Below are 25,477 nucleotides of genomic sequence, written 5' to 3'. Positions count from 1 at the left end.
AAAAGAAAGAGGTGACAATATGGTTGAATTAGATGCATTTAAAAGTATTATGAATGCTTACGAAGAACCTCTTGCCGAGATGAGGGATTCACTTTGACGTCTCTGGCAAAGAGAAACGGATCGAAGAGCTGGAACGAAAGATAGAGGAGCCGGGATTCTGGGACAGACCGGAAGAATCCCAGCAGATAATGAAGGAACTGAAAGACCTGCAGGAGCTTGTTAAGACGATTCATTCCCTGTATGACGGATATGAGGATATCAATCTGCTCATCGAGATGTCTTACGAAGAAAATGACGCTTCGGCGGTGAAAGAGATGGAAGCAGAGATTCAAAGCTTTGAGGAACAGTTCGAGGCGCTGCGCATCAGGACGCTCCTGTCAGGAGAGTACGATGCGTGCAACGCCATCGTGACGATACATGCCGGCGCCGGCGGGACGGAGTCGTGCGACTGGGCGGGCATGCTCTACCGCATGTACAGCCGTTTTGCAGAGCGAAAAGGCTATTCGATGGAAGTGCTTGACTATCTGGACGGCGATATCACAGGTATCAAGACGGTCACGTTTGAGGTGAAAGGCGAGAATGCCTACGGATATCTGAAGTCGGAGAAGGGTGTGCACCGTCTCGTGCGTATCTCCCCGTTCAATGCGGCGGGAAAACGGCAGACTTCTTTTGCCTCATGTGATGTCGTCCCGGATATTGAGGATGAGATCGACATTGAGATCGCGGACGAGGAACTCAAGATTGACACGTACCGGGCCAGCGGAGCAGGAGGACAGCACGTCAACAAGACGTCGTCCGCTATCCGTATCACCCATCTTCCAACGGGCATTGTAGTCCAGTGCCAGAATGAACGTTCCCAGCACTTTAACAAGGAGAAAGCAATGCAGATGCTGAAAGTCAAGCTGCAGCTTCTCAAAGAGCAGGAACAGGCGGAAAAGGTGTCTGACATCAGGGGCGAGGTGAAAGAGATCGGCTTCGGCAATCAGATAAGATCTTATGTCATGCAGCCATACACTATGGTGAAGGACCATCGTACCAACGAGGAATGCAGTAATGTTACGGCTGTGCTGGACGGGGGCATCGATATGTTCATCAATGCATATCTGAAATACTCGGCCGGCAGCTAAAGGGAGGAATTTATGGTAAATATAGCGGTTATGGGATACGGGACAGTCGGTTCCGGTGTTGTGGAAGTCGTCCGTACGAACGGCGCCCGCATCAATCAGAGGATCGGCGATGAACTGAATATAAAGTATGTACTGGATCTGAAAGAGTTTCCCGGCGACCCGGTCCAGGATAAGATCGTCCATGATTTTGAAACGATCATAGATGACGATGATATCAAGATCGTCGTGGAGGTCATGGGAGGCATCGAACCTGCTTACACTTTTGTGAAGCGGTGTCTGCAGGCCGGAAAGAGTGTTGCCACGTCGAACAAGGCGCTTGTGGCCAAGCATGGCGCGGAACTTTTGTCCATCGCAAAGGACCAGGGCATCAACTTCCTTTTTGAGGCGAGCGTAGGGGGCGGCATTCCGATCATCCGCCCGCTGAACTCTTCGCTGACGGCAGATGAGATCGAAGAGATCACTGGTATACTCAACGGTACGACGAACTATATGATGACAAAGATGTTCTATGAGGGGGCAGACTACGATGAAGTGCTGAAGGAAGCGCAGGCGAACGGTTTCGCGGAGCGCAATCCGGAGGCAGATGTGGAAGGCTATGATGCCTGCAGGAAGATCGCGATCCTGTCTTCACTCATCTCCGGACAGCAGGTTGATTTTGAGGATATCTACTGTGAGGGCATTACAAAGATCACGGCGGAAGATATGAAATATGCGAAGGCAATGGGGACGACCATCAAGCTGCTGGCATCCAGCAAACGCCGCGGGAACCGCCTGCACGCGATCGTGGCGCCGTGCATGCTCTATCCGGGACATCCGCTCTACAATGTAAACGGAGTGTTCAACGCCATTTTCGTGCACGGCAATGTCCTGGGAGACGCGATGTTTTATGGCAGCGGCGCAGGAAAGCTCCCGACTGCCAGCGCGGTGGTGGCCGATGTCGTGGATGCGGCAAAGCATCTGAACCGCAATATCATGACGATGTGGAAGCAGGATAAGCTTAAGCTTGAGGATAAGGCAGACGCCAAACGGCGTTTCTTCATCCGCATGAAAGGGGATGCGCAGGAGATGCTTGCGGATCTCAGGGATTCCTTCGGAGATATTGAGATCGTACATGCAGACGGGCTTGACGGTGAATTTGGATTTATCACCCCGGTCATGATGGAAGGCGATTATGATACGCGGGCGGGAATATATAAAGATGAGATACTGCATATGATACGTATTCAGGAATAGCAGAGGCAGGGAGGAAGCATGAAATACATAATCGTGTTGAGTGACGGCATGGCAGGCCGTCCTCTTAAAGAGCTGGGAGGCAGGACAACACTTGAAGCCGCACGCACCCCGGTCATGGACCGGCTTGCACAGAAGGCGGAAGTGGGCATGGTTTCCATGGTGCCGGAAGGAATGGCGCCGGGAAGCGACACGGCCAATCTCGCTGTGATGGGGTACGACCCGGACATATACTATACAGGACGCTCTCCGCTGGAAGCGCTCAGTATCGGCGTCGATATGGAAGATACGGATGTGTCTTTCCGGTGTAATATCGTCACACTGTCCGAGGAGGACTGTGCATATGAGGAAAGAACGATCATCGATCACAGTTCTGATGAGATCAGTACGGAAGATGCGGCGGTGCTTCTGGATGCGCTCAGAGAAGGGCTTGAGAGAGAGGGATACCGGTTCTACACAGGCACAAGCTACCGCCATCTGCTTATTATGAAGCAGGGAAAAGAGACAGAGCTGACGCCGCCCCACGATATCCTGACGAAGAGGATCGGAGCGTATCTGCCGGAGGATGCTGTCCTCCGGGAGATGATGAAAAAGAGTTATGACATACTGGAAAACCACCCGGTCAACGCAGAACGGAGAAGGAAAGGGCTGCATCCGGCCAACTCTGCCTGGTTCTGGGGAGCCGGCAGGCGCCCGGCGCTTAAGTCATTTGAAGAGATGACCGGACTCAGGGGGGTAATGATCTCTGCTGTGGACCTGCTGAAGGGAATCGCTGTCGGGGCCGGCATGGACTGTATCGAAGTGGAAGGAGCCAACGGCGGACTGAATACGAACTATACAGGAAAGGCCATGGCAGCGGTGAACGCGCTGACGAAAGACGGTTATGATTTTGCCTATATTCATGTGGAAGCTCCGGATGAGATGGGGCATCAGGGCAGTTTGAAAGATAAGATCACGGCGATAGAGCGGGTGGACGAACTCGTCGCGGGGAAGATCACAGAAGGAATGGAGCGCGCCGGCGCAGATTACCGGATCCTTGTTCTTCCGGATCATCCTACGCCCATCGAAGTACGCACTCACACAGGAGATCCTGTCCCGTATCTTCTGTATGACAGTACGGCGCCGTATGAAGGTACGGATGCATATGATGAGAAGACGGCTTCTGAAACCGGAATATACTGGCCGGACGGGTACAAATTGATTGGGCATCTGCTCGGCAGAGCACGGTCATAAAAGAGGAATGCGGGAGGAATTTATGTTAGTTGTTAAGAAATTCGGCGGCAGTTCTGTTGCCAACAAGGATAGAATATTTAATGTGGCACAGCGCTGTATTGAAGATTACAAAGCAGGAAATGACGTTGTCGTAGTATTGTCAGCCATGGGCGATACGACAGATGATCTGATCGGGATGGCAGAAAGCATCAATCCGAATGCAAAGAAAAGAGAGCTGGATATGCTGCTCACGACAGGGGAGCAGGTGTCGGTATCACTGATGGCGATGGCGATGCAGGCGCTGGATGTCCCGGCAGTATCACTCAATGCATTCCAGGTCATGATGCACTCTACATCGAGATACGGCAATGCCCGTTTCAAACGTGTGGATACAGAGCGTATTCTCCATGAACTGGATTCCCGCAAGATAGTCATTGTGACGGGATTTCAGGGGGTGAACAAATATGACGATATCACGACGCTCGGAAGAGGGGGCTCAGATACGACTGCAGTGGCTCTGGCTGCTGTGCTTCACGCGGATAAGTGTGAGATATATACAGATGTGGACGGCGTGTACACAGCTGACCCGAGAATAGTAAAAAATGCCAGGAAGCTTGAAGTGGTGACTTATGACGAGATGCTGGAACTGGCCAGCCTCGGAGCAAAAGTGCTTCACAACAGATCAGTGGAAATGGCAAAAAAATATAATGTAGAATTAGTAGTAAGGTCCAGTCTGAACCGTTCAGAGGGAACTGTAGTCAAGGAGGCTTCACATATGGAAAAAATGTTAGTGACAGGCGTAGCAGCCGATAAAAATACAGCGAGGATCTCCGTGATCGGAGTGCAGGATAAGCCGGGGATCGCATTCAATATCTTTGATACGCTGGCTAAGAACAATATCAATGTAGATATCATACTGCAGTCCGTAGGGCGTGAAGGTACGAAGGATATTTCTTTCACAGTGGCGGACAATGATCTGGAAAACGCGATCAAGGTGCTGGAGGCAAATAAAGACAGGCTCACGATACAGCAGATCACATGGGAAGAAGAAGTTGCGAAGCTGTCCATCGTAGGCGCGGGGATGATGAGCAATCCGGGAGTTGCGGCAAAGATGTTTGAATCACTTTACAACTCCAGAATCAATATCAATATGATCTCTACATCAGAGATAAGGATCACGGTTCTTGTGGATGAGAAGGATATTGAACAGGCTATGATCGCAGTGCACGACGGATTTGCGGTGAACGATTAAACGTCAGGCGCGGCGTTATCATTAATAAAACCGGTAATTATCTGTTTGTTTTCTCTGGAAAGTGTGCGGATCTTTGTGATGATCTCCAATTCTTCCTCAGTGAGATAAATAGAATTACCGGTATTTTTATCTACAGAAAGCGTATAAGGAATCTTCTGTTCAGCGATCGATTCGGAAGCAGCGGCGTCGGCCTGGTCAGGAGACGGAAGGCTGCCGAGGACGAGGGAATCCAGATTGACATTATAAAAGCCGGCCAGATACAGAAGGGAATCCAGGTCAGGTGTACGCTTGCTCGTCTCATAGTTTGAGTACGCCTGACGGGATATGTTCAGCATCTCGCTCAAATCTTTCTGAGTCAATTTATTCTGTTTTCTCAGATATCGTAAATTATTGGCCAGTTGAATGTTTGGCATGGCTGCTAACCTCCGCAAGTAACTTTACTTGTTAGTATAGCAATTTGTCCAATAAATAGATATCTATGCGCCGAAACGTTGTCTTTTTGAATAAAGCAACGATAAGTTGCCTATAATCTGCTCAATGCGCTGTTGTGATATGAGCCGGAGAAGGTGACGTCTTCCCCGAACCAGTCCGGCGGGGTGAAAGCAGAAGCGCTTGCTTCATCCGGGAATTCCACTTCAGCGAGCCTAAGAGGTGCGAGACTGCCCTCAAAAATATCCAGTTCGATCGTGAGGGAGTCGTCATACGGGATCATATAACGCTTTTTCGTTATAATGCGCCCGTCGATCTTTGTGAGCAGGTGCTCATAGGCTTCCTCTGTGAGGGGAAGGTTATATTCCTCCCGGACCATATGGCCTTCTGACTTGTACGTCAGCTCGTATTTTTCATTGTCGCGCCGGATGCGCACGACAGGGGCTGTATTGAGGTATCCCTGTTCGATCATACGGCACGGATATCCGTCCAGATCACCCGGGAGCCGGGATACGAGATATTTGCGCTCTATTTCCATAAATTGCACCACCTTCATTTTTTATAGTTATGATAATATAGATTCAGGAAAATGTAAACGTATTTGCTTTTTTGCAGGTAGTTTGATACTATTTATCCATGATGGCTTTTTTTGGCCGTACAGGGAGTTTTTAGAAAGTTTTGTAATCAGTAAGGAGGATTCAGATGAAGAGAGTAAGCGTTATTTTGGCGGACGGATTTGAGGAGATCGAGGCACTTACAGTCGTAGATCTGCTGCGGCGGGCAAAGATATATGTGGACACAGTATCCGCCGCAGAGGAGTATGTCGTGCACGGGGCGCACGGGATCAATGTCCAGACGGAAGACCTTTTTGACGAGGTGAACTTTGTCGAGTTTGATATGATCGTACTTCCGGGGGGAATGCCGGGCACGCGCAATCTGGAGGAACACAACGGAGTGCGCAGGGTAGTCAAAGACTTTATAGAAGAAGGCAAGACTGTGGCTGCCATCTGCGCCGCGCCGACTATACTCGGCAATCTCGGGCTTCTAAAGGGCAGGAGAGTGACATGTTATCCGACGATGGAGACAAAGATCCAGGGGGCAGTTCTTACCGGCGCGCCGGTCACGGTGGATGGAAATATCATCACAGGCCGCGGGGCGGGAACAGCCATTGACTTTTCACTGAAGATCATCGAGCAGCTTATGGGCAAGGATAAGGCTAAAGAGATCGCAGAGTCCATCGTCTATGAATAAGAAGAAAAAGGATCGTAATATGAAGAAACATTTGAGACCGGCGCTGCTCGTTATTCTCTGCATCATGCTGGCGGCCGGCAGCGCCGGGTGCGGCCGTGACTTTGACGCGTCGGGATATGTGAAAGGGGTGCTGGACCTGAACTTTCAGGGACAGACGCAGAAGGCGCAGGAGATGATAGAAGGCTCCACGACGGAAGCCCTGAAAGCACAGTACAAGGAATTTATCGATACATTTGTCGCCAACAACATTACGAATGAGATCGACATGGGGGACTTAAAGACGAGCCAGTTTGCGGAACTCGTATCAAAGATATTTTCCGTGATGCGCTACAGCGTGGGAGAGGCGGACAAGACTGGGAAGAAGGAGTTCGAGGTGCCGGTGGAGATCCAGCCGTCGGACGTGTTCATACGTTTTCAGCAGCTTTTGACCGAGGATTCCATTAAGATCGCTCAGGATGTGAAGGACGGAGTCTACAAGGGAACGGATGATGAGGTGAGGCAGCAGATCCTGAACGATATTGTTAACCACGCCTATGAACTGCTCGATGTGGCGTCTTCTGAGATGGAATTCCAGGACGCGAAGACGGTCATAGTGAAGGTAAATGCGGATAAGAGAAATGAGTATTCCATTGACGAAGATGATATGGACAACCTTGTTATAAAAATACTTAGGCTAGATGAAATTCAAGGCTAGATATTTAGAGAGGTTTGTGTTATACTTCTTTAGTGAATGTAATGTAGCATGCCCATCTTTCCGGCGGTTGAAAGGCGGGACAGAAACAGGAGGAAATAGCAAAAATGAGTTTACAGGTAGAAAAGTTAGAAAAAAACATGGCAAAACTTACCATCGAAGTTCCTGCCGATGATTTAGAGAAAGCGCTTCAGAGTGCATATATGAAGCAGAGGAAAAAAATCAATATGCCGGGATTCCGCAAGGGAAAAGTGCCGCGCCAGATGATCGAAAAAATGTACGGTGCGGAGATCTTTTATGATGATGCGGCAAATGAGCTGATTCCAAAGGCTTATTCTGATGCATATGAGGAGTGTGAGCTGAACATCGTGTCCCAGCCGGATATCAATGTTGTTCAGATCGAAAAGGGCAAACCATTTGTCTTTACGGCAGAAGTAGCTACAAAACCGGAAGTGACGCTCGGTGAGTATAAGGGACTGGAAGTAGACAAGGTCTCCACACGCGTGACACAGAAGGAAGTTGATGCCAGAATTCAGGAAGAGGCAGAGAAGAACGCGAGAACGGTTGCAGTCGAAGACCGTCCGGTACAGAATGGAGACGAGGTCATCCTCGACTTTGAAGGATTTGTTGACGGCGCAGCGTTTGAGGGCGGCAAGGGTGAAAATTACCCGCTGACGATCGGTTCCAACTCTTTTATCCCCGGATTTGAGGAGCAGCTTGTAGGAGCAGAGGCGGGCAAAGAGGTGGAAGTCAATGTCACATTCCCGGAAGATTATCACGCAGAGGAACTGAAGGGAAAAGAAGCGGTATTTAAGTGTACGGTACATGAGATCAAGGCGAAGGAGCTTCCGGAGATAGATGATGAATTTGCGGCGGAAGTTTCAGAATTTGATACATTAGAAGAATATAAAGCTGATGTTAAGGTAAAGATCAAAGATGAGAAAGCTGCGGAAGGCAAGACGAAGAAGGAAGATCAGGTCGTAGAGCAGGCTGTTAAGAATGCAGAGATGGAAATCCCGAAGGCCATGATCGAGACACAGGTAAGACAGATGGCTGATGATTTTGCGCAGAGGATCCAGTCTCAGGGTATCTCTCTGGAACAGTATTTCCAGTTTACAGGCATGACGGCAGAGAAGATGCTCGAGGAGATGAGACCGCAGGCGATCAAGCGCATTGAGACACGTCTTGTGCTGGAAGCGATCGCAAAAGCTGAGAACATCGAGATCAGTGATGAGAAAGTTGACGAAGAACTGGCTAAGATGGCCGAGTCATATAAGATGGAAGTCGATAAACTGAAAGAGTTTATGGGCGAGAATGAAAAGAATCAGATGAAGGAAGATATGGCTGTTCAGGAAGCAGTGACGTTCCTTGTGGAGAACGCTGTAGAGAAATAAGCCGTATCGCACAGTCAGGAGGAGACGAATACATGAGTTTAGTACCTTATGTCATTGAACAGACCAGCCGCGGAGAACGCTCCTACGACATCTATTCAAGATTATTAAAAGACAGAATCATATTTTTGGGGGAAGAGGTAACTGACGTGTCCGCGAGTGTGATCGTGGCTCAGTTATTATTCCTTGAGGCAGAGGACCCGGAGAAGGATATCCATCTGTATATCAACAGTCCGGGAGGTTCAGTGTCGGCAGGCCTTGCCATCTATGACACGATGCAGTATATCAAATCTGATATAGAAACGATCTGTATCGGTATGGCTGCGAGCATGGGCTCCTTCCTTCTCGCAGGAGGAACAAAAGGAAAGCGTCTTGCGCTGCCCAACGCAGAGATCATGATCCACCAGCCGTCAGGCGGTGCGCAGGGACAGGCAACCGAGATTCAGATCGCTGCTGAACATATTTTAAAAACCCGCCAGAGACTGAACCAGATCCTGGCGGAGAATACAGGACAGCCGCTGGATGTTATCCGTATTGACACAGAACGTGATAATTTTATGTCTGCGGAGGAAGCAAAGGCTTACGGTCTCATTGATGAAGTCATCAAGAACCGCTAAAAGCCGGCGGAATGTCCCAGAGAGGTGAAAGCATGGCAGGAAAGAACGACGACCAGGTAAGATGTTCGTTTTGCAATAAGACACAGTCGCAGGTGCGCAAGCTGATCGCGGGTCCGAACGGAGCCTATATCTGCGACGAGTGTATCGATGTATGTGCAGAGATCATTGAAGAAGAATTTGAATATGACGACAGAAGGCACTGGAATCCGTTTGCCGATATCAATCTTCTGAAACCGGAAGAGATCAAAGATTTTCTCGATGAGTATGTCATCGGGCAGGATGAGGCGAAGAAAGTGCTCTCTGTAGCTGTTTACAATCATTACAAACGGATAATGGCGCAGAAAGACCTGGGGGTGGAGCTCAACAAGAGCAATATCCTCATGCTCGGGCCGACGGGATGTGGCAAGACGCTGCTCGCCCAGACACTGGCCAAGATACTGAACGTACCGTTTGCCATCGCGGACGCGACTGCGCTCACAGAGGCAGGGTATGTGGGGGAGGATGTGGAGAACATTCTTCTGAAGATCATCCAGGCCGCCGACGGCGATGTGGAGAGAGCGGAATACGGCATCATCTATATCGATGAGATCGATAAGATCACGAGAAAGTCCGAGAATCCTTCTATCACAAGAGATGTATCCGGTGAGGGTGTACAGCAGGCGCTGCTAAAGATCGTCGAAGGCACGGTTGCCAATGTGCCGCCTCAGGGGGGAAGAAAGCATCCGCATCAGGAGCTGATACAGATCGACACGACAAATATCCTTTTCATATGCGGAGGCGCATTTGAGGGGATCGAAAAGATAGTCGAGAACCGGATAGACAAGAAGGCGATCGGATTCAACGCAGATATCACTGAGAAGCACGAGAACGACGTGGACCGTCTGCTGAATCAGGTATTGCCGCAGGATCTCGTGAAGTATGGAATCATCCCTGAGCTTGTGGGACGTGTACCGGTGACGGTAGCACTCCAGATGCTCGACAAAGAAGCGCTCATGCGTATCCTCACAGAACCGAGAAGCGCGTTAGCCAAGCAGTATCAGAAACTGCTCGAGCTGGACGGCGTGGATCTTATCTTTGACGAAGATGCGCTGGAAGAGATAGCAGAGACATCCCTGAAGCGTAAGACGGGCGCCAGAGGACTGCGCGCGATCATGGAGAATGTCATGATGGATATCATGTACCGCGCTCCGTCAGATGAGACATTGAAGACATGCCGTATCACAAAAGAGGTAGTAAAAGGAATCGGAGAGCCGGAGTGTGAACACACTGCCGTCAGATCAGAAAGTGCTTAATAAAAGGCGGGTGCAGAATCAGTTTTGTGCCCGCTTGTTTTAAATTGTCAAAGGGGTCAGACCCCTATGTACCATAGGGGTCTGACCCCTTTCAAAATAGGAGAAATTGTATGACAAATGAAGTGAATAGTTTACCGATGGTTGCCCTGCGCGGCATGGTCGTATTGCCCGGAATGGTTACTCATTTTGACGTCAGCAGGGAGAAATCAATTGAGGCAATTGAGCAGGCGATGCAGGAAAATCAGAAGATTTTTCTGACAGCTCAAAAGGATATTGAGAAAGAGAATCCGGGCATGAATGACATCTGCGCGGTGGGCTGTATTGCATCCATCAAGCAGATCGTGAAATTACCGAAGAAAATAAGCAGAATTTTGGTGACAGGTGAGACGCGTGCCAGAATGGACTGTATGGAATATGACGAGCCGTATTTGCGCGCCAATGTCGTTGAGGTGGCGGATATCGACAACGCAGAGGAAGCGGTCGGCGCGAAGGAAAACCCGCTCAACATGGAGGCGATGCTGCGGGGACTTAAGGATCTGTTCCGGGAGTATCTTCCCCGCAATCCGAAGCTGTCCAAGGATCTGGCGCTTCAGATGGAGGAGATCAAAGACCTGCGCCGCCTTGTGGACGAGATAGCGGCCAATATACCGCTCTCCTGGGAGAATGCCCAGGAACTGCTGGAAGAGCCGGACGTGCTGAAGCGGTACGATAAGGTGGTCGGAAGGCTCGTAAGTGAGATTCAGATCATCAATATAAAAGAAGAGATCCAGGCGAAAGTGAAAGAGCGGGTGGATAAAAATCAGAGAGAGTATATTCTCCGGGAGGAGATGAAGATCATCCGCGAGGAGCTCGGCGACGACAATACGATGTCGGACGCCGATGAGTTCCAGGAGGCGGCGGATAAACTGAAAGCCCCTGCGGAAGTAAAGGAAAAGCTGAACAAGGAGATCAAGCGGTTTAAGAACACGATGGGCAATCCGGCGGAGACCGGCGTCGTACGCACGTATATTGAGACACTTCTTGAGATGCCGTGGGACAACGCAGGCAGAGACCACAAAGACATCGCCTATGCCAAGAGAGTGCTGGATGAAGATCACTACGGCCTGGAAAAAGTGAAGGAGAGAGTGCTGGAATTCCTGGCAGTGCGCGCCCTCACAAAGAAGGGGGACACACCTATACTCTGCCTCGTCGGACCTCCGGGCACCGGCAAGACATCCATAGCAAAATCACTGGCAAGGGCGCTGAAAAAGCCTTATGTGAGAATTTCCCTCGGCGGAGTGCGTGATGAGGCCGAGATACGCGGACACAGGAGAACATACGTAGGCGCCATGCCGGGAAGGATCGCCACGGGACTTAAGTCCGCGGGCGTCAAGAACCCGCTCATGCTGCTCGACGAGATAGACAAAGTGAGCAATGACTACAAGGGGGACACTTTTTCTGCGCTGCTGGAGGTGCTGGACAGTGAGCAGAACTCCAAGTTCCGCGACCACTATATAGAAGTGCCGGTGGACCTGTCGGAAGTATTGTTCGTTACGACTGCGAATACACTGCAGACGATCCCAAGACCTCTGCTCGACCGAATGGAAGTCATCGAGGTGAGCAGTTACACTGAGAATGAAAAAATGCACATTGCCATGGAGCATCTGCTTCCCAAGCAGCTTCGGCGCCACGGGCTGAAGCCGGAACAGCTCACCGTGAGCCGGAGAGCTGTCTGGAAGATGGCGAGAAATTATACGAAAGAGGCGGGTGTACGCCAGCTGGAGCGAAAGCTCGGCGAAATATGCAGAAAAGCCGCCAGGGAGATCCTTGAGACAAAGAAGCCTGCCATACATGTCACAGAGCGCAATCTTCACCTGTATCTCGGCAAAGAGCTGTATACATACCAGATGGCCAATGCGTCGGATGAAGTCGGGATCGTGCGCGGACTTGCATGGACAAGTGTGGGCGGCGATACGCTCCAGATAGAAGTAAATATCATGCCTGGCGAGGGAGAGATACTGCTTACCGGCCAGCTGGGCGACGTGATGAAAGAATCCGCCAGGACAGGTATCAGCTATATCCGGTCTGTCAGCGCGGCACACAAGATAGAAGAGATGTTCTTTAAGGAACACGACATACATATCCACATTCCTGAAGGGGCGGTGCCAAAGGACGGTCCGTCTGCGGGCATCACGATGGCTACGGCGATGATATCGGCCGTGACGGAGCGCAGGGTGAGGGCAGATGTGGCCATGACAGGCGAGATCACACTCCGCGGCCGCGTGCTTCCTATCGGCGGGCTGAAAGAAAAGCTGCTCGCGGCTAAGAATGCCGGCATCCGTACCGTGATCATACCGCAGGAAAATAAAGTGGATCTGGAAGACATCTCTTCGGAGATAAAGAAAGGCATGGAGATACTCCCTGTATCCCACATGGACGAAGTATTAAAAATAGCGTTGGTATAGCTGCCGATGACAGCAAAGAGGAAAAGATATGATTATCAGAAATATTAATTTAGAGACAGTGTGCGGCATCACAAGTATACTGCCGGACAACGATCACCCTGAGATAGCGTTTGCAGGAAAGTCCAATGTAGGTAAATCATCGCTCATCAATGCGCTGATGAACCGGAAATCCTATGCGAGAATTTCAGCGACTCCCGGAAAGACACAGACGATCAACTTCTACAATATCAATAATGAAATGTATCTTGTAGACCTTCCCGGTTACGGCTACGCGAAGGTGTCTGAGAAGGAAAAGATGAAATGGGGACAGCTCATAGAACGCTACCTTCACGGCTCCGGGCAGCTGAAAGCAGTGTTTCTGCTCATAGACATACGCCATGAGCCGTCGGCCAATGACAGAATGATGTACGACTGGATCGTGGACCAGGGGTATGAGCCGATCATCATTGCAACGAAGCTGGATAAAATAAAGCGCAGCCAGGTAGATAAGCACATTAAAATGCTGAGGACAGGACTGGATCTCATTCCGGGGACAAAGGTCATTCCGTTCTCTTCCATGACAAAGCAGGGAAGAGATGAGATATGGGAGCTGGTGGAGACAGAATATCTGGACAGACAAGAGGTGGAGTAGTGGATGCGGACAGACATTAAAGAAAAGCTTCATGACGACAGACCGTACTGGAAGGTGATCGTAAGCCTTGCGTTCAGCCTGCTTGGAACTGTCCTGTTCATATTTCTCGGAGTCAGGCTGCTGGCATTCTTTATGCCTTTTGTCATAGGCTGGTTCATTGCCTTCATTGCAAGTCCGGTCGTCAATTGGCTGGAGCGGAGACTTAAAATTGTAAAGAAGCTTGGTTCCGCCATTATAATCATAGGTGTACTTGCGGGGCTCGTCTTTCTGCTGTATTTTGCGGGGAGCAGGCTGTGGCGGGAGATCGTGTCACTGGTTCAGAACATGCCGGATCTGTATAAGCAGCTGGAGAGCGGCCTGAGTGACATCGGAAAGACGCTGGACGGAGTGTTTACCATACTGCCGAAAGGCATCCAGAACGGCTGGCACGCCATCGTAAGTAATCTGGACAGCACGGTAGGCGATCTGATGGGCAGGATCAGTGAACCGACCGTAACGGCGGCAGGAAACTTTGCCAAGAAGATACCTTCGGTACTGATCGCCACCATTGTAACCGTTATATCAGCCTACTTTTTTATCGCGGACAGGGAAGCAGTCATCGCATGGTCCAAGAAAATAGCTCCTGATCCGGTCGTGCGCCGTATGAGTATGGTGATCGACAATATGAAATATGCGGTGGGGGGATATTTTAAAGCCCAGATGAAGATCATGGTCGTTGTGTTTGCGCTGCTGCTTGTGGGATTCCTGCTGATGGGGGTGCATTTCCAGATATTGCTGGCGCTGCTCATCGCGTTTCTTGATTTTCTGCCCTTTTTCGGGACAGGTACGGCACTCATACCGTGGGCGCTTTACAAGTTCATGGTCGGCAACTACAGGCTCGCCATCGCGCTGATGGCGCTGTACGCCGTGACACAGCTCGTGCGCCAGCTCATCCAGCCAAAGCTTGTAGGTGACAGCATGGGCCTGAATCCGCTCGTGACGCTCGTGCTGCTCTATGTCGGATACAAAGTGGGAAGTGTGCTCGGGATGATATTTGCAGTTCCGGTAGGAATGATCGTCATCAATCTGTTCCAGGCTGGGGCGTTTGACTATATACTGGACGATGTAAAGATATTGCTGGAAGGTATTATGAGTCTTAGAAATGAATAGAAATAACTGGTAATTGCCGATAATTACCAGTTATTTTTTTGCCGGTCAGATGTAGTGATAGTCTTTCCTCTTTTTGTAAAAGAAATAGACGGACAGAAGAACGGTCATGCACTCGGCCGCAGGTACGGAGAGCCAGATACCGTTCACCCCGATCAGGTACGGAAGCAGCAGTATATTTGCCACGATGAGCACAAAGGTACGGACAAATGAGACAATGGCAGATATCTTCCCGTTGGAGAATGCGGTGAACATCGCCGAGGCAAATATATTTATCCCGGCAAAGAGATAGTTGAAGGAGAAAAGGAAAAACCCGCCTCTTGCTATCTCGTATGTCTCTGTGCCTGCCGGTGTGAAGATCTCCACGATATATGGAGACGACAGCAGAGCAAACAGTGTTATAATGACGGCGGATACACAGATGAAGGAGATACATATTCTGTATATCCGCCGTAGCAGTTTCTGATTGCCGCTTCCGTAATTGTAGCTGATGACAGGGGCTACCCCCATGGAGAAGCCCATATACATGGCGTTGAACAGAAACTGTCCGTACAGTACGATCGTGATGGCCGCAACACCTGGTTCACCGAGGAAGCGGAGCATCATGATATTGAACAGGTAGGTGACAACTGCAGCGGATATATTTGTCACCATCTCAGAAGAGCCGTTCAGACAGCTTTCCAGGATGACCGTTCCCCGGAACTTCGGCTTTGTAAGATGCAGAGAGCCTTTTGAGAAAAAGAAGTAAAAGACTCCGAAAACCGCAGGTACAAGCTGTCCGATCCCGGTGGCCAGCGCGGCGCCGCTGATTCCCATCTGAAGAGGCCCCATAAAGACATAGTCAAGGACCATATTCGTCAGTCCTCCGCCGATAGTGAGCAGAAGACCCAGATTCGGCCTGCCCGCGGTCACAAAGAACGTCTGAAAGAGCAGCTGCATGATACAGGCAGGAGCGAGAAACAAAGAGACACCAAGATAGCTGACGGCATCATTGAGCAGCAAGTCCGTTGCTCCGAGCATTCGGACGATCGGTTCTATAAACAGATTGCCGGCGGTCATAATAACAAATCCTGCTGCAATTCCAACGATAATGAGCAGTGAAAAGTCCTCGCGGGCCTCCTGCCCTTTGTTTTCGCCAAATTTCCTCGCGATTATGGCACTGCCTCCGGAGGCAAGCATGACGCCGACTGCTATGACAAGGTTCAGTACAGGATAGACAATGTTGGCGGAGGACAGAGCGTTTGTGCCCAGAAGCCTGGAGATAAAAATACCGTCCACGATCGTATATAACGACATGAACACCATCATAATGATGGTAGGCGCCGCGAAGCGGAGAAGAGAGAAAAATTTGAAATCTTTTGCTATGGAATTCGACATTGGAATCCTCCTTTCTATTTTAAGGCCGGACGCATTTGTCCGGGTTGTGTTTTTGTCCGATAATTGCTATGATAAGGTATAGGGTAACCCGATAGTCAAGAGGAGATTACAAATATGGCAATAAAAAAGAAAGAAAGTTATCTGACCACAGGGGAATTTGCAAGGCTGACCGGCGTGACGAAGCATACACTGTTTCATTACGACGCCATCGGGCTGCTGTGTCCGGAAGTGAAGCTTGACAATGGATACAGGTATTATACATTCTCCCAGCTTGATATATTTGAGATCATATATACACTAAAAGAACTGAATATGCCTCTGCAGGAGATCAAGGAGTATGTGGACGGAAGAACACCGGAGAGTCTTTTGAGATTATTTAAGAAAGAGAGCCGTATCATTGAGGAGCGGATGCGGAAGCTGAGACAGATGCAGAGATGGATGGAGGAGAAGACGAATTGTATCTGCGCCGGAATCGCTGCTTCGCCGGAAGAGATAAGTGTGCGCCATGAGGAAAAAATGTATATGGTACTGTCTGGGATAGAGAGCAGTGATGAGATGGGATGGAGTATAGAGGTCGGAAATTTTCTTGATTACTGTGAGGAGCATGGAGTCAGGAGCTCGCACGGCATAGGGTTCAGGCAGAATCTTTCGGATATTATGGCCGGCAGTTATGACAATTACCGGACGCTGTATCAGCTGCTTCGTGTAAAACCGAAGAAGGTTGCATGTGAAGTACGGCCGGAAGGAGAGTATGTGACAGCTTACCACAAGGGAAAATGGCAGGATATAGGAACGGCATACCGGCGTCTCGTCGATTACGCTACGGAAAACGGACTAAAACTGTCGGAACATTTTTATGAAGATTATCTGCTGGACGGACTGGCAGTACAGCAGGAGGAAGATTTTCTGACAAAGATCATCTGTATGGTAAGCCCTGACTGAGAAGAGTTACTTATGGAAAGGAGCAGTTCAATAAGACATCCCGTTCTGACTGCGCCAGTCCCGCGGCGATATGCCGTATATATTTTTAAAGGCTCTGGAAAAATGCAGCTGGTTCGGATAACCGACCGCATTTCCAATGTCCCTGACGGAAAGCTTTGTGAGTTTCAGAAGTTCAGCGGCCTTTGCCATGCGGTAGCTCATGAGAAATTCCTGAGGAGGTTTTCCAAGAGTATCACGGAATATTTTACCGAAATAGCTTCGGTTCAGGCCGCAGAACGCAGCGATATCCTCTACGGAAATATCATTTTGGAAGTTCTGTTCGATAAAGGACAGGGCTTCTTTTATATAGAAGTCACGGATGCGCTCCCCCTGTCTCAGCTTCAGCGACGCGGCAGAACGTGTGAGGCAGTCAAGGAACAGGTACAGATGTCCGATAAGGTGGAAAGGAGTTTCATTGGAATGCCTGGCGATATAGAGCATCTCATCCATCATATTCCGGCACATTTCTTTGGAAGCAGCGTGATATACGGGCATATCCTTTGTCAGCCCGGCCAGCGATACCATCTCTTTTGCCCGCAGCCCGTCAAATTCTATCCATGTGTATTCCCATGGAAGCTCTTTATCTGCCACATATGTGTTGACCTGTCCGGGAAAGAGCATAAATCCCTGCCCGCTTTTTATCTGAAATGTCCTGGTATTTCCGTCGGAACTGTCTGCCATCAGGCGGCCGGTCCCTGATATCACATAGTGGAACACAAAATGATTTCTGGCCGCAGGGCCGAAGGAATGGGAAGGACTGCATTGTTCCCAGCCGTACTGGTAAAGCCCCAGATCGATAAAGTTTTCATTTGGAAATACAGAAAACAGAAGATTACTCATGAGATCATGCTCCTTTCTTTTCTTATAGTATATATCCATATATACCAAAATGCTAGATAACTTTTAATTATATGGAAAAAAACATCATTTTGGTATAAAACTGAAAATACGCTGATATTTAGCAGTGGACCTCAGGATGTTATAATGAAGACAGTAAACGTATCCGCAGATGACTGAAATAAGAATGATAAAAGGAGAGGGACACATGGCTATTATCTATGATGACAGAAAAAAGACATTTACACTCAATACAGAGAGCACAACGTATCAGATGCAGGTGGACCGGTACGGATTTTTGCTTCATCTTTATTACGGAAAACTGGCAGAAGGCTGTATGGACTATGTGCTGACTTATTATGACAGAGGTTTCTCCGGCAATCCATATGAGGCCGGGAAGGACAGGACGTATTCCCTGGATGCCCTTCCGCAGGAATTCCCGTGCCGGGGAAACGGAGATTTCCGGGCAGCAGCGCTCACTGTGAGGAATGCGGACGGCACATACTGCTGTGATATGCGTTACAGGAGTCATGTGATCGTCAAAGGGAAATATGATCTGCCGGGGCTGCCCGCGGTGTATGGCACAGAGCAGGAGGCGCAGACGTTGGAGATAACAATGGAGGACAGCGCTTCAGGGCTTCAGGCCGTGCTTCTCTACGGCGTACTGCCCGAGCTGGACATCATAACGAGGAGCGTGCGTATTGTCAATGCAGGAGAGAAAAAAGTGTATATTGAGAACATCCAGTCTGCCTGTCTTGACCTGTTAAGCGGAAATTATGATGTGATCAGTTTTTACGGACGCCATGCGATGGAGCGGAACTTCCAGCGTATTCCTGTGCCGCACGGGAGCTTCCGTATTGGGAGCCGCAGGGGAACGTCAAGTCATCAGTACAGCCCGTTTATGATCCTGGCGGATAAGAATGCCACAGAGGATGCGGGAAGCTGTTATGCCATGAATTTTGTATACAGCGGCGGATTTTCCGGCGAGGCGGAAAAAGACCAGTTCAACCAGACACGTATGATGATGGGGCTGCAGGATGAACTGTTCTCCTATCCGGCAGCGCCGGGGGAGACATTCCAGGCACCGGAGGTCATTCTATCCTATACGGATAAAGGACTGAACCGGCTGTCACAGCATATGCACCGGTGTATCCGCACACATGTCTGCCGGGGGAAATACAGGGATGCGGTGCGGCCGGTGCTCGTCAACAGCTGGGAGGCAGCTTACTTTGATTTTACGGGGGAGACGATTCGGAAGCTGGCGGAAGACGCGAAAGAATGCGGCATCGATATGGTCGTGATGGACGACGGCTGGTTTGGCAGCAGAGACGGCGACTTCAGCGGCCTCGGTGACTGGCATGTAAATGAGGAGAAGCTTGGAGGAACTCTAAGGGATCTTATCCGGCAGATCAATGACATGGGAATAAAATTCGGTATCTGGATCGAACCGGAGATGGTAAATGAGGACAGTGATCTGTACCGTGCCCATCCGGACTGGGTGCTTTCCGTGCCGGGGAGAAAGCCGGTCCGCGCCAGATATCAGCTTGTGTTGGACTTCTCAAGAAAAGAAGTGGTGGACGCTCTGTTTGAACAAATCTGCAAAATACTTGACCAGGGCAACATAGAGTATGTAAAATGGGATATGAACAGAAGCTTAAGTGATGTGTACTCTGCCGGGACAGAGGAGCAGGGACGGGTGCTGTATGACTATGTGCTCGGTGTCTATGATTTTCTGGAACGGCTGACGGCGCGTTATCCGGATCTTCTTATCGAGGGATGCTCAGGAGGAGGCGGACGGTTTGATGCGGGAATGATGTACTATACGCCTCAGATATGGTGCAGTGACAATACGGACGCCGTAGACAGGGTGAAGATTCAGTATGGAAGTTCTTTCGGATACCCGGTGTCTGCTGTCGGGGCGCACGTGTCTGCCTCTCCGAACCATCAGACGGGGAGAAGAACACCGATGTACACGAGGACGGTGACTGCCATGGCCGGAACCTTTGGGTATGAGCTGAACCTTGGCGCTCTCTCCGGGGAGGAGAAGAAGGAGATCCGGCAGCAGACAGATCTTTACCGCAAGTATGCGCCGCTCATTCAGAATGGTACGTATTACCGCCTCAGCAATCCGTATGAGGATGAGATCGGCGCCTGGGCTTTTGTGTCGGAGGACAGAAGAAAAGTGCTGCTCAATGCAGTGACTCTGGATGTCCATGGAAATATGACAGTGAATTATATAAAACCGAAGGGGCTGAAGGAAGACGCCGTGTATGAGGATATGAGCTCCGGGCAGCGGTACTGCGGTGCCGCTCTTATGGAGGCAGGCATTCCGCTTCCGGCGGCTGCGTGTGAATATGAGGCATACCAGATATACCTGGAGGAAGTATAAAGGAAGGAAAGATGAACATGTCAAAAGCGGATGATATTTTCCAGAGAAGGATGGAAAAATCCCATGATGAACTGCGCTGGCTCTATATGGAATTGTACGGCAACGATGCCATGTTTGCCGAGCTGACTTCTCAGATGTACGCGTATTACCGCCAGCGCAGAATAAAGCTCAGAAACCGTGATCTGAAGCGGGAGGAAGACCCGGCATGGTTTAAGAAAAATGATATGCTCGGGATGATGATGTATATCGACAATTTTGCCGGGAATCTCAAGGGCGTGAAAGAGAAGCTTTCTTATTTGAAGTCGTGCAATGTAAACTATCTTCATCTCATGCCATTTCTGGATTCTCCCCGGGGGCGTTCGGATGGCGGCTATGCGGTATCCGATTTCAGGAAAGTAAAGCCGGACCTGGGTACGATGGAAGACCTTGCGGACCTGGCAGATGAGTGCCACCGGAAAGGGATCAGCGTGTGTATGGATTTTGTCATGAACCATACGTCGGAGGAGCACGAGTGGGCGAAAAAAGCCAGGGCAGGAGACGGTGAATATATGAGCCGTTATTTCTTTTATGATAATTACGATATTCCTCGTATGTACGAAGCGACAGTACCTCAGGTCTTTCCGACGACGGCGCCGGGAAACTTTACATGGCTTGATGATATGGGACATTTTGTCCTGACCTCTTTTTATCCGTACCAGTGGGATCTGAACTATGGAAATCCGCGTGTGTTCAACGAGATGATGTACAATTTTCTATACCTTGCCAATCAGGGAATGGATATCATACGTATCGATGCGGTACCGTACATATGGAAGCAGCTTGGCACGCAGTGCCGCAATCTTCCTCAGGTGCACACGATCGTCAGAATGATGCGTATTATCAGTGAGATCGTATGTCCGAGCGTTGTACTGCTGGGCGAGGTAGTGATGGAGCCGGCGAAAGTGGCGCCTTATTTCGGTACGGTAGAAAAACCGGAATGCCACATGCTCTACAATGTAACGACGATGGCGACGACGTGGCACAGTGTAGCTGCCCGGGACGTACGCCTTCTGAAGCAGCAGATGGACATCGTAAACAGTCTGCCGAAAGAATATACCTTTCTCAATTATCTGCGGTGCCATGACGACGTTGGCTGGGGGCTTGACTACGCCGCATTAAAGCAGTGGGGAATGGAAGAGGTGAGCCACAAGAAGTTTCTGAATGATTATTTTACCGGCCGGATCGAGGGGAGCCGAAGCCGCGGAGAATTGTACAATGATGATCCGGTGACGAAGGATGCCAGGTTCTGCGGAACGACCGCATCTATGTGCGGGATCGAGAGCGCAGGTTTTGAACATGCAGCGGAGAAGATGGAGGCTGCCATCCGCCTGGATATCATGCTCCACGCCTACATGCTCACCCAGTCAGGAATACCGATGCTGTACAGCGGAGATGAGATCGGACAGGTGAACGATTACTCCTACAAAGAGGATGCGGAGAAGTGGTCGGATTCCAGATATGTGCACCGCGGTAAATTCTGCTGGAGCCTTGTGGAAAATCGCGGGGACAGTAGCACCGTGCAGGGGAAAATATTTCAGACGCTGGACCGGCTGGAGGCAGTCCGCAGACAGGAAGAGGCGTTCGGCCCGGACGCGGATGTGTACACTTATGATGTAAAAGACGACGCCGTGCTCTGCATTTTGAGGCAGACAAAAAGCAGCCGCTTTTTCGGCCTCTTTAATTTCCACGATGAAGAGCGTACCGCGTGGATGCAGGAGGAAGGAACATACCGCGATCTAATGACCGGAGCCGTGCTGGAGCTCAGAGATGTGCCGCTTCCCGGACACAGCTTTATCTGGGCAAAATGCATCGGAGACGGGCTGTTCTTGCATAAGGATTGATAAAATTCAGGGCGTATCCCTTTTCAAAGGGGATGCGCCCTGAACGTTTACTTTTCTGTTATTTCACTGTGCAGCTGCTGGAGTGAACGGACATCACCGTTTCCGTTTTCCTTCACGTAACGGATGCCCTTGGCTGTGGCTCTCGCGGCGGCGATCGTGGTCATATATGGGATCTTTGCCTTGATGGCAGCCTTCCTCAGATAGCTGTCATCGTGTACGCTGCCCTTGCCTACCGGTGAGTTTACAATAAGCTGTATCTTGCCGTTTGTGATCATATCGAGGATATTCGGGCGTCCTTCGTACAGCTTCTTCACTTTTTCAGCCTCTATGCCGGCTTCGCGGATGAGGTCGCACGTTGTGCCTGTCGCCACGATGTGGAAGCCGTCGGCCGCAAAGCTTTCGGCGATCTCCACAACTTCAGCCTTATCTTTGCGGTTGACAGAGATGAGCACTGTGCCGGAGAGAGGGAGCTTTGACTGAGCAGCTTCCTGGGCTTTGTAGAATGCTTCGCCGTAATGATCCGACAGACCGAGCACTTCTCCGGTAGAGCGCATCTCCGGTCCGAGGATAGGGTCTACTTCCTGGAACATGTTGAACGGAAATACTGCTTCTTTTACGCCATAGTATGGAATCACCTGTTCTTTCAGTCCCGGCACCGGTGACGGACGTCCTGTGATCTCAGAGGTGATGATGTCTGTGGCCAGAGGTACCATCCGGATGTTGCACACCTTGGATACGAGCGGTACGGTGCGGGATGCGCGCGGATTGGCTTCCAGTACGTACACCTTGCCGTTTTCGATGGCGTACTGCATGTTCATCAGGCCTTTTACGTGCATTTCTTCAGCAATTTTTCTCGTGTATTCTTTGATCGTCTGTACATTATCATCTGAAATGTGTACCGAAGGAATGATACACGCAGAGTCGCCGGAATGTACGCCGGCCAGTTCAATGTGCTCCATGACCGCGGGAACAAACGCGTGTGTTCCGTCGCTGATGGCGTCAGCCTCACATTCCGTGGCGTGGTTCAGGAACCGGTCGATGAGTATCGGACGGTCGGGGGTCACGCCGACAGCAGCGTTCATATAGCTCACCATGCTCTCATCATCGTACACGACCTCCATGCCGCGTCCGCCGAGTACATAAGATGGACGGACCATGACCGGATAGCCGATTCTTTCCGCGATCGCAAGCGCTTCGTCCACAGTGGTCGCCATGCCGGACTCCGGCATCGGAATGTCCAGCTTTTCCATCATTTCACGGAAAAGGTCACGGTCTTCCGCCAGGTCGATGACCGACGGGGAGGTGCCGAGGATCCGTACTCCGTTTTTCTCAAGCTCCGAGGCGAGATTGAGCGGCGTCTGTCCGCCGAACTGCGCGATAACGCCGAGCGGTTTTTCTTTTTTGTAAATGCTCAGCACATCTTCCAGTGTGAGCGGTTCAAAATATAATTTGTCTGAGGTGTCATAGTCTGTAGATACAGTCTCAGGATTACAGTTTACGATGATCGTCTCAAAACCGAGCTTCTTCAGTGCGAGGGAAGCATGTACACAGCAGTAGTCAAATTCAATCCCCTGGCCGATCCGGTTCGGGCCGCCGCCGAGGATCATGATCTTCGGCCTGTCGCTGCGCACCGGATTCTTATCTTCGGCATTGTAAGTAGAGTAGTAGTATGCGCTGTCAGGTGTTCCGCTCACATGCACGCCCTCCCAGGCTTCCTGTACACCGAGTTCTTCCCTGCGGCTGCGCACAGAGTCTTCCGGCACTTCGAGGACCTGGCTCAGATATTTGTCGGAGAAGCCGTTCTTTTTGGCGGATACGAGCAGTTCATCAGAAGGAAGAGAGCCTTTTGACGCGGCCAGTGTTTCTTCCTCTTCTACAAGCTCTTTCATCTGTTCAATAAAATAAGTTTTCACCTTCGTGATTTCATGGATCTCCTCGACAGAAGCCCCTTTGCGGAGCGCCTCATACATTATGAAATGCCGTTCGCTGGACGGGGTGATGAGCATCTGCAGGAGCTGTTCTTTACTTTTCGTATTAAAATCTGCGGCATATCCAAGGCCGTAGCGCCCGGTCTCCAGACTGCGGATCGCTTTCTGGAACGCCTCTTTGTATGTCTTACCGATGCTCATGACTTCACCTACGGCGCGCATCTGTGTGCCGAGCTTGTTTTCCACACCCTTGAATTTCTCAAAAGCCCAGCGCGCGAACTTGATCACAATGTAATCACCGTCGGGAACATATTTGTCCAATGTGCCGTATTTTCCACAGGGGATATCTTTTAACGTAAGTCCCGCCGCGAGCATGGCAGATACAAGTGCGATCGGAAAGCCGGTGGCCTTGGACGCAAGGGCGGAAGAACGGGAGGTTCTCGGATTGATCTCGATCACGATGATACGGTCGCTGACAGGGTCGTGTGCAAACTGTACGTTTGTTCCGCCGATGACCTGAACAGATTCCACGATTTTGTACGCCTGTTCCTGGAGACGTTTCTGACATTCTTCGGAGATGGTGAGCATCGGCGCAGAGCAGAATGAATCACCGGTATGTACGCCGAGAGGGTCGATATTTTCTATAAAACATACGGTGATCATGTTATTTTCAGAGTCGCGGACGATCTCAAGCTCTAACTCTTCCCAGCCGAGGATGGATTCCTCCACAAGTACCTGTCCGACAAGACTTGCCTGAAGTCCTCGGGCACAGACTGTTTTCAGCTCGTCCTTATTATAGACGAGTCCGCCGCCTGCCCCTCCCATTGTGTACGCAGGACGGAGCACGACCGGATAGCCGAGTTCATCTGCAATGGCCAGCGCTTCTTCTACACTGTAGGCAACTTCGCTCTTTGCCATTTCGATCCCGAGGCTGTCCATGGCTTTTTTGAATTCGATCCTGTCTTCCCCGCGCTCGATAGCGTCTACCTGTACACCGATGACCTGTACGTTGTATTTTTCCAGAACACCGGCCTTGGCAAGTTCAGAACATAAGTTGAGGCCGGACTGTCCGCCGAGATTGGGAAGAAGTGCATCCGGCCGCTCTTTGGCGATGATCTGTTCCAGCCTTTCTACATTGAGCGGCTCTATGTAAGTGACATCAGCCGTTTCAGGGTCTGTCATGATGGTGGCGGGATTGGAATTGACAAGCACGATCTCATATCCAAGCCCGCGGAGTGCCTTGCAGGCCTGGGTGCCCGAATAATCAAATTCGCAGGCCTGGCCTATGATGATGGGGCCGGAGCCTATTATCAATACTTTGTGGATATCTGTTCTCTTTGACATATATTTTCCTCCTGTCAGTAAGTCGATG

At 50.3% G+C, this 25,477-nt stretch carries 20 protein-coding genes; 15 read left to right on the top strand and 5 right to left on the bottom strand.

Translation table 11 applies throughout. From position 1 onward, the window contains the following. Positions 1–19 precede the first annotated feature (19 nt). The 4 genes from prfB to LAJLEIBI_RS11650 all read left to right on the top strand — a co-directional run bounded on the left by prfB (position 20) and on the right by LAJLEIBI_RS11650 (position 4,821). Positions 20–1,127, top strand: a protein-coding gene (gene prfB, locus LAJLEIBI_RS11665; protein ID WP_187120279.1) for a peptide chain release factor 2 whose coding sequence is annotated in 2 segments (ribosomal slippage) — positions 20–82 and positions 84–1,127 — 1,107 coding nt in all. Because the reading frame shifts where the segments join, the coding sequence is not laid out codon by codon here. A 12-nt stretch (positions 1,128–1,139) separates the two neighbouring features. Further along, positions 1,140–2,360, top strand: coding sequence for a homoserine dehydrogenase (locus tag LAJLEIBI_RS11660; protein ID WP_006442269.1), 1,221 nt, complete (start codon positions 1,140–1,142; stop codon positions 2,358–2,360). Positions 2,361–2,378: 18 nt separating this feature from the next. Next, the gene (locus LAJLEIBI_RS11655) at positions 2,379–3,590 is read left to right on the top strand and encodes a cofactor-independent phosphoglycerate mutase (protein ID WP_006442268.1); all 1,212 of its coding nucleotides are present in this window, start codon (positions 2,379–2,381) and stop codon (positions 3,588–3,590) included. A gap of 22 nt (positions 3,591–3,612) precedes the next feature. After that, a complete protein-coding gene (locus LAJLEIBI_RS11650; protein WP_040435392.1) occupies positions 3,613–4,821 on the top strand; it encodes an aspartate kinase in 1,209 nt (402 codons plus the stop codon). Here the strand turns inward: LAJLEIBI_RS11650 and LAJLEIBI_RS11645 are convergent. Then, positions 4,818–5,234: a helix-turn-helix domain-containing protein gene (locus LAJLEIBI_RS11645; RefSeq protein ID WP_006442266.1), complete on the bottom strand. Its 417-nt coding sequence runs from the start codon at positions 5,232–5,234 to the stop codon at positions 4,818–4,820. The two genes, LAJLEIBI_RS11650 and LAJLEIBI_RS11645, sit on opposite strands and share 4 nt — an antisense overlap. Positions 5,235–5,344: 110 nt before the next feature. Beyond that, complete coding sequence (locus LAJLEIBI_RS11640) at positions 5,345–5,788, bottom strand: CYTH domain-containing protein (protein WP_040434747.1); 444 nt, start codon at positions 5,786–5,788, stop codon at positions 5,345–5,347. Between the two features lie 164 nt (positions 5,789–5,952). Here LAJLEIBI_RS11640 and LAJLEIBI_RS11635 point away from each other — a divergent pair, with 164 nt between their 5' ends. The 8 genes from LAJLEIBI_RS11635 to ytvI all read left to right on the top strand — a co-directional run bounded on the left by LAJLEIBI_RS11635 (position 5,953) and on the right by ytvI (position 14,716). Further along, positions 5,953–6,501: a DJ-1 family glyoxalase III gene (locus LAJLEIBI_RS11635; RefSeq protein WP_006442264.1), complete on the top strand. Its 549-nt coding sequence runs from the start codon at positions 5,953–5,955 to the stop codon at positions 6,499–6,501. A 19-nt stretch (positions 6,502–6,520) separates the two neighbouring features. Then, entirely contained in the window at positions 6,521–7,195 is a 675-nt protein-coding gene (locus LAJLEIBI_RS11630) for a hypothetical protein (protein ID WP_040435390.1), read from the top strand. Between the two features lie 104 nt (positions 7,196–7,299). Beyond that, the gene (gene tig, locus LAJLEIBI_RS11625; protein ID WP_006442261.1) at positions 7,300–8,586 is read left to right on the top strand and encodes a trigger factor; all 1,287 of its coding nucleotides are present in this window, start codon (positions 7,300–7,302) and stop codon (positions 8,584–8,586) included. A gap of 32 nt (positions 8,587–8,618) precedes the next feature. After that, entirely contained in the window at positions 8,619–9,200 is a 582-nt protein-coding gene (clpP, locus tag LAJLEIBI_RS11620; RefSeq protein ID WP_006442260.1) for an ATP-dependent Clp endopeptidase proteolytic subunit ClpP, read from the top strand. 32 nt (positions 9,201–9,232) lie between these two features. After that, a complete protein-coding gene (gene clpX, locus LAJLEIBI_RS11615; RefSeq protein ID WP_040434745.1) occupies positions 9,233–10,492 on the top strand; it encodes an ATP-dependent Clp protease ATP-binding subunit ClpX in 1,260 nt (419 codons plus the stop codon). 110 nt (positions 10,493–10,602) lie between these two features. Beyond that, on the top strand, positions 10,603–12,936 hold the full coding sequence (lon, locus tag LAJLEIBI_RS11610) for an endopeptidase La (protein WP_006442258.1): 2,334 nt from the start codon (positions 10,603–10,605) through the stop codon (positions 12,934–12,936). A 28-nt stretch (positions 12,937–12,964) separates the two neighbouring features. Further along, a complete protein-coding gene (gene yihA / locus LAJLEIBI_RS11605; RefSeq protein WP_006442257.1) occupies positions 12,965–13,567 on the top strand; it encodes a ribosome biogenesis GTP-binding protein YihA/YsxC in 603 nt (200 codons plus the stop codon). A 3-nt stretch (positions 13,568–13,570) separates the two neighbouring features. Next, positions 13,571–14,716, top strand: coding sequence for a sporulation integral membrane protein YtvI (gene ytvI / locus LAJLEIBI_RS11600; protein WP_006442256.1), 1,146 nt, complete (start codon positions 13,571–13,573; stop codon positions 14,714–14,716). 45 nt (positions 14,717–14,761) lie between these two features. Here the strand turns inward: ytvI and LAJLEIBI_RS11595 are convergent, their stop codons facing one another. Further along, positions 14,762–16,090 carry an MATE family efflux transporter gene (locus LAJLEIBI_RS11595; protein WP_006442255.1) on the bottom strand — a complete coding sequence of 443 codons (1,329 nt, stop codon included), beginning with the start codon at positions 16,088–16,090 and terminating at the stop codon, positions 14,762–14,764. A gap of 114 nt (positions 16,091–16,204) precedes the next feature. Between LAJLEIBI_RS11595 and LAJLEIBI_RS11590 the strand changes: the two genes are divergently transcribed. Further along, on the top strand, positions 16,205–17,032 hold the full coding sequence (locus LAJLEIBI_RS11590) for a MerR family transcriptional regulator (RefSeq protein ID WP_006442254.1): 828 nt from the start codon (positions 16,205–16,207) through the stop codon (positions 17,030–17,032). Between the two features lie 27 nt (positions 17,033–17,059). Here the strand turns inward: LAJLEIBI_RS11590 and LAJLEIBI_RS11585 are convergent, their stop codons facing one another. Beyond that, entirely contained in the window at positions 17,060–17,911 is an 852-nt protein-coding gene (locus LAJLEIBI_RS11585; RefSeq protein WP_040434744.1) for an AraC family transcriptional regulator, read from the bottom strand. A 205-nt stretch (positions 17,912–18,116) separates the two neighbouring features. On the opposite strand from LAJLEIBI_RS11585, the gene LAJLEIBI_RS11580 reads away from it, so the two are divergent. Both LAJLEIBI_RS11580 and LAJLEIBI_RS11575 read left to right on the top strand, forming a co-directional pair. Further along, positions 18,117–20,297, top strand: a complete 2,181-nt coding sequence (locus LAJLEIBI_RS11580; RefSeq protein ID WP_040434743.1) for an alpha-galactosidase — start codon at positions 18,117–18,119, stop codon at positions 20,295–20,297. An 11-nt stretch (positions 20,298–20,308) separates the two neighbouring features. Beyond that, the gene (locus LAJLEIBI_RS11575; protein ID WP_006442251.1) at positions 20,309–22,177 is read left to right on the top strand and encodes an alpha-amylase family protein; all 1,869 of its coding nucleotides are present in this window, start codon (positions 20,309–20,311) and stop codon (positions 22,175–22,177) included. A gap of 47 nt (positions 22,178–22,224) precedes the next feature. Here the strand turns inward: LAJLEIBI_RS11575 and carB are convergent, their stop codons facing one another. Beyond that, positions 22,225–25,449, bottom strand: coding sequence for a carbamoyl-phosphate synthase large subunit (carB, locus tag LAJLEIBI_RS11570; RefSeq protein ID WP_006442250.1), 3,225 nt, complete (start codon positions 25,447–25,449; stop codon positions 22,225–22,227). Positions 25,450–25,477: the final 28 nt, after the last annotated feature.

Origin of the sequence: [Clostridium] hylemonae DSM 15053 (genome assembly GCF_008281175.1) — a bacterium.
Taxonomy (GTDB): domain Bacteria; phylum Bacillota; class Clostridia; order Lachnospirales; family Lachnospiraceae; genus Extibacter; species Extibacter hylemonae.
This window is presented reverse-complemented; position numbering and strand designations above follow the sequence as displayed.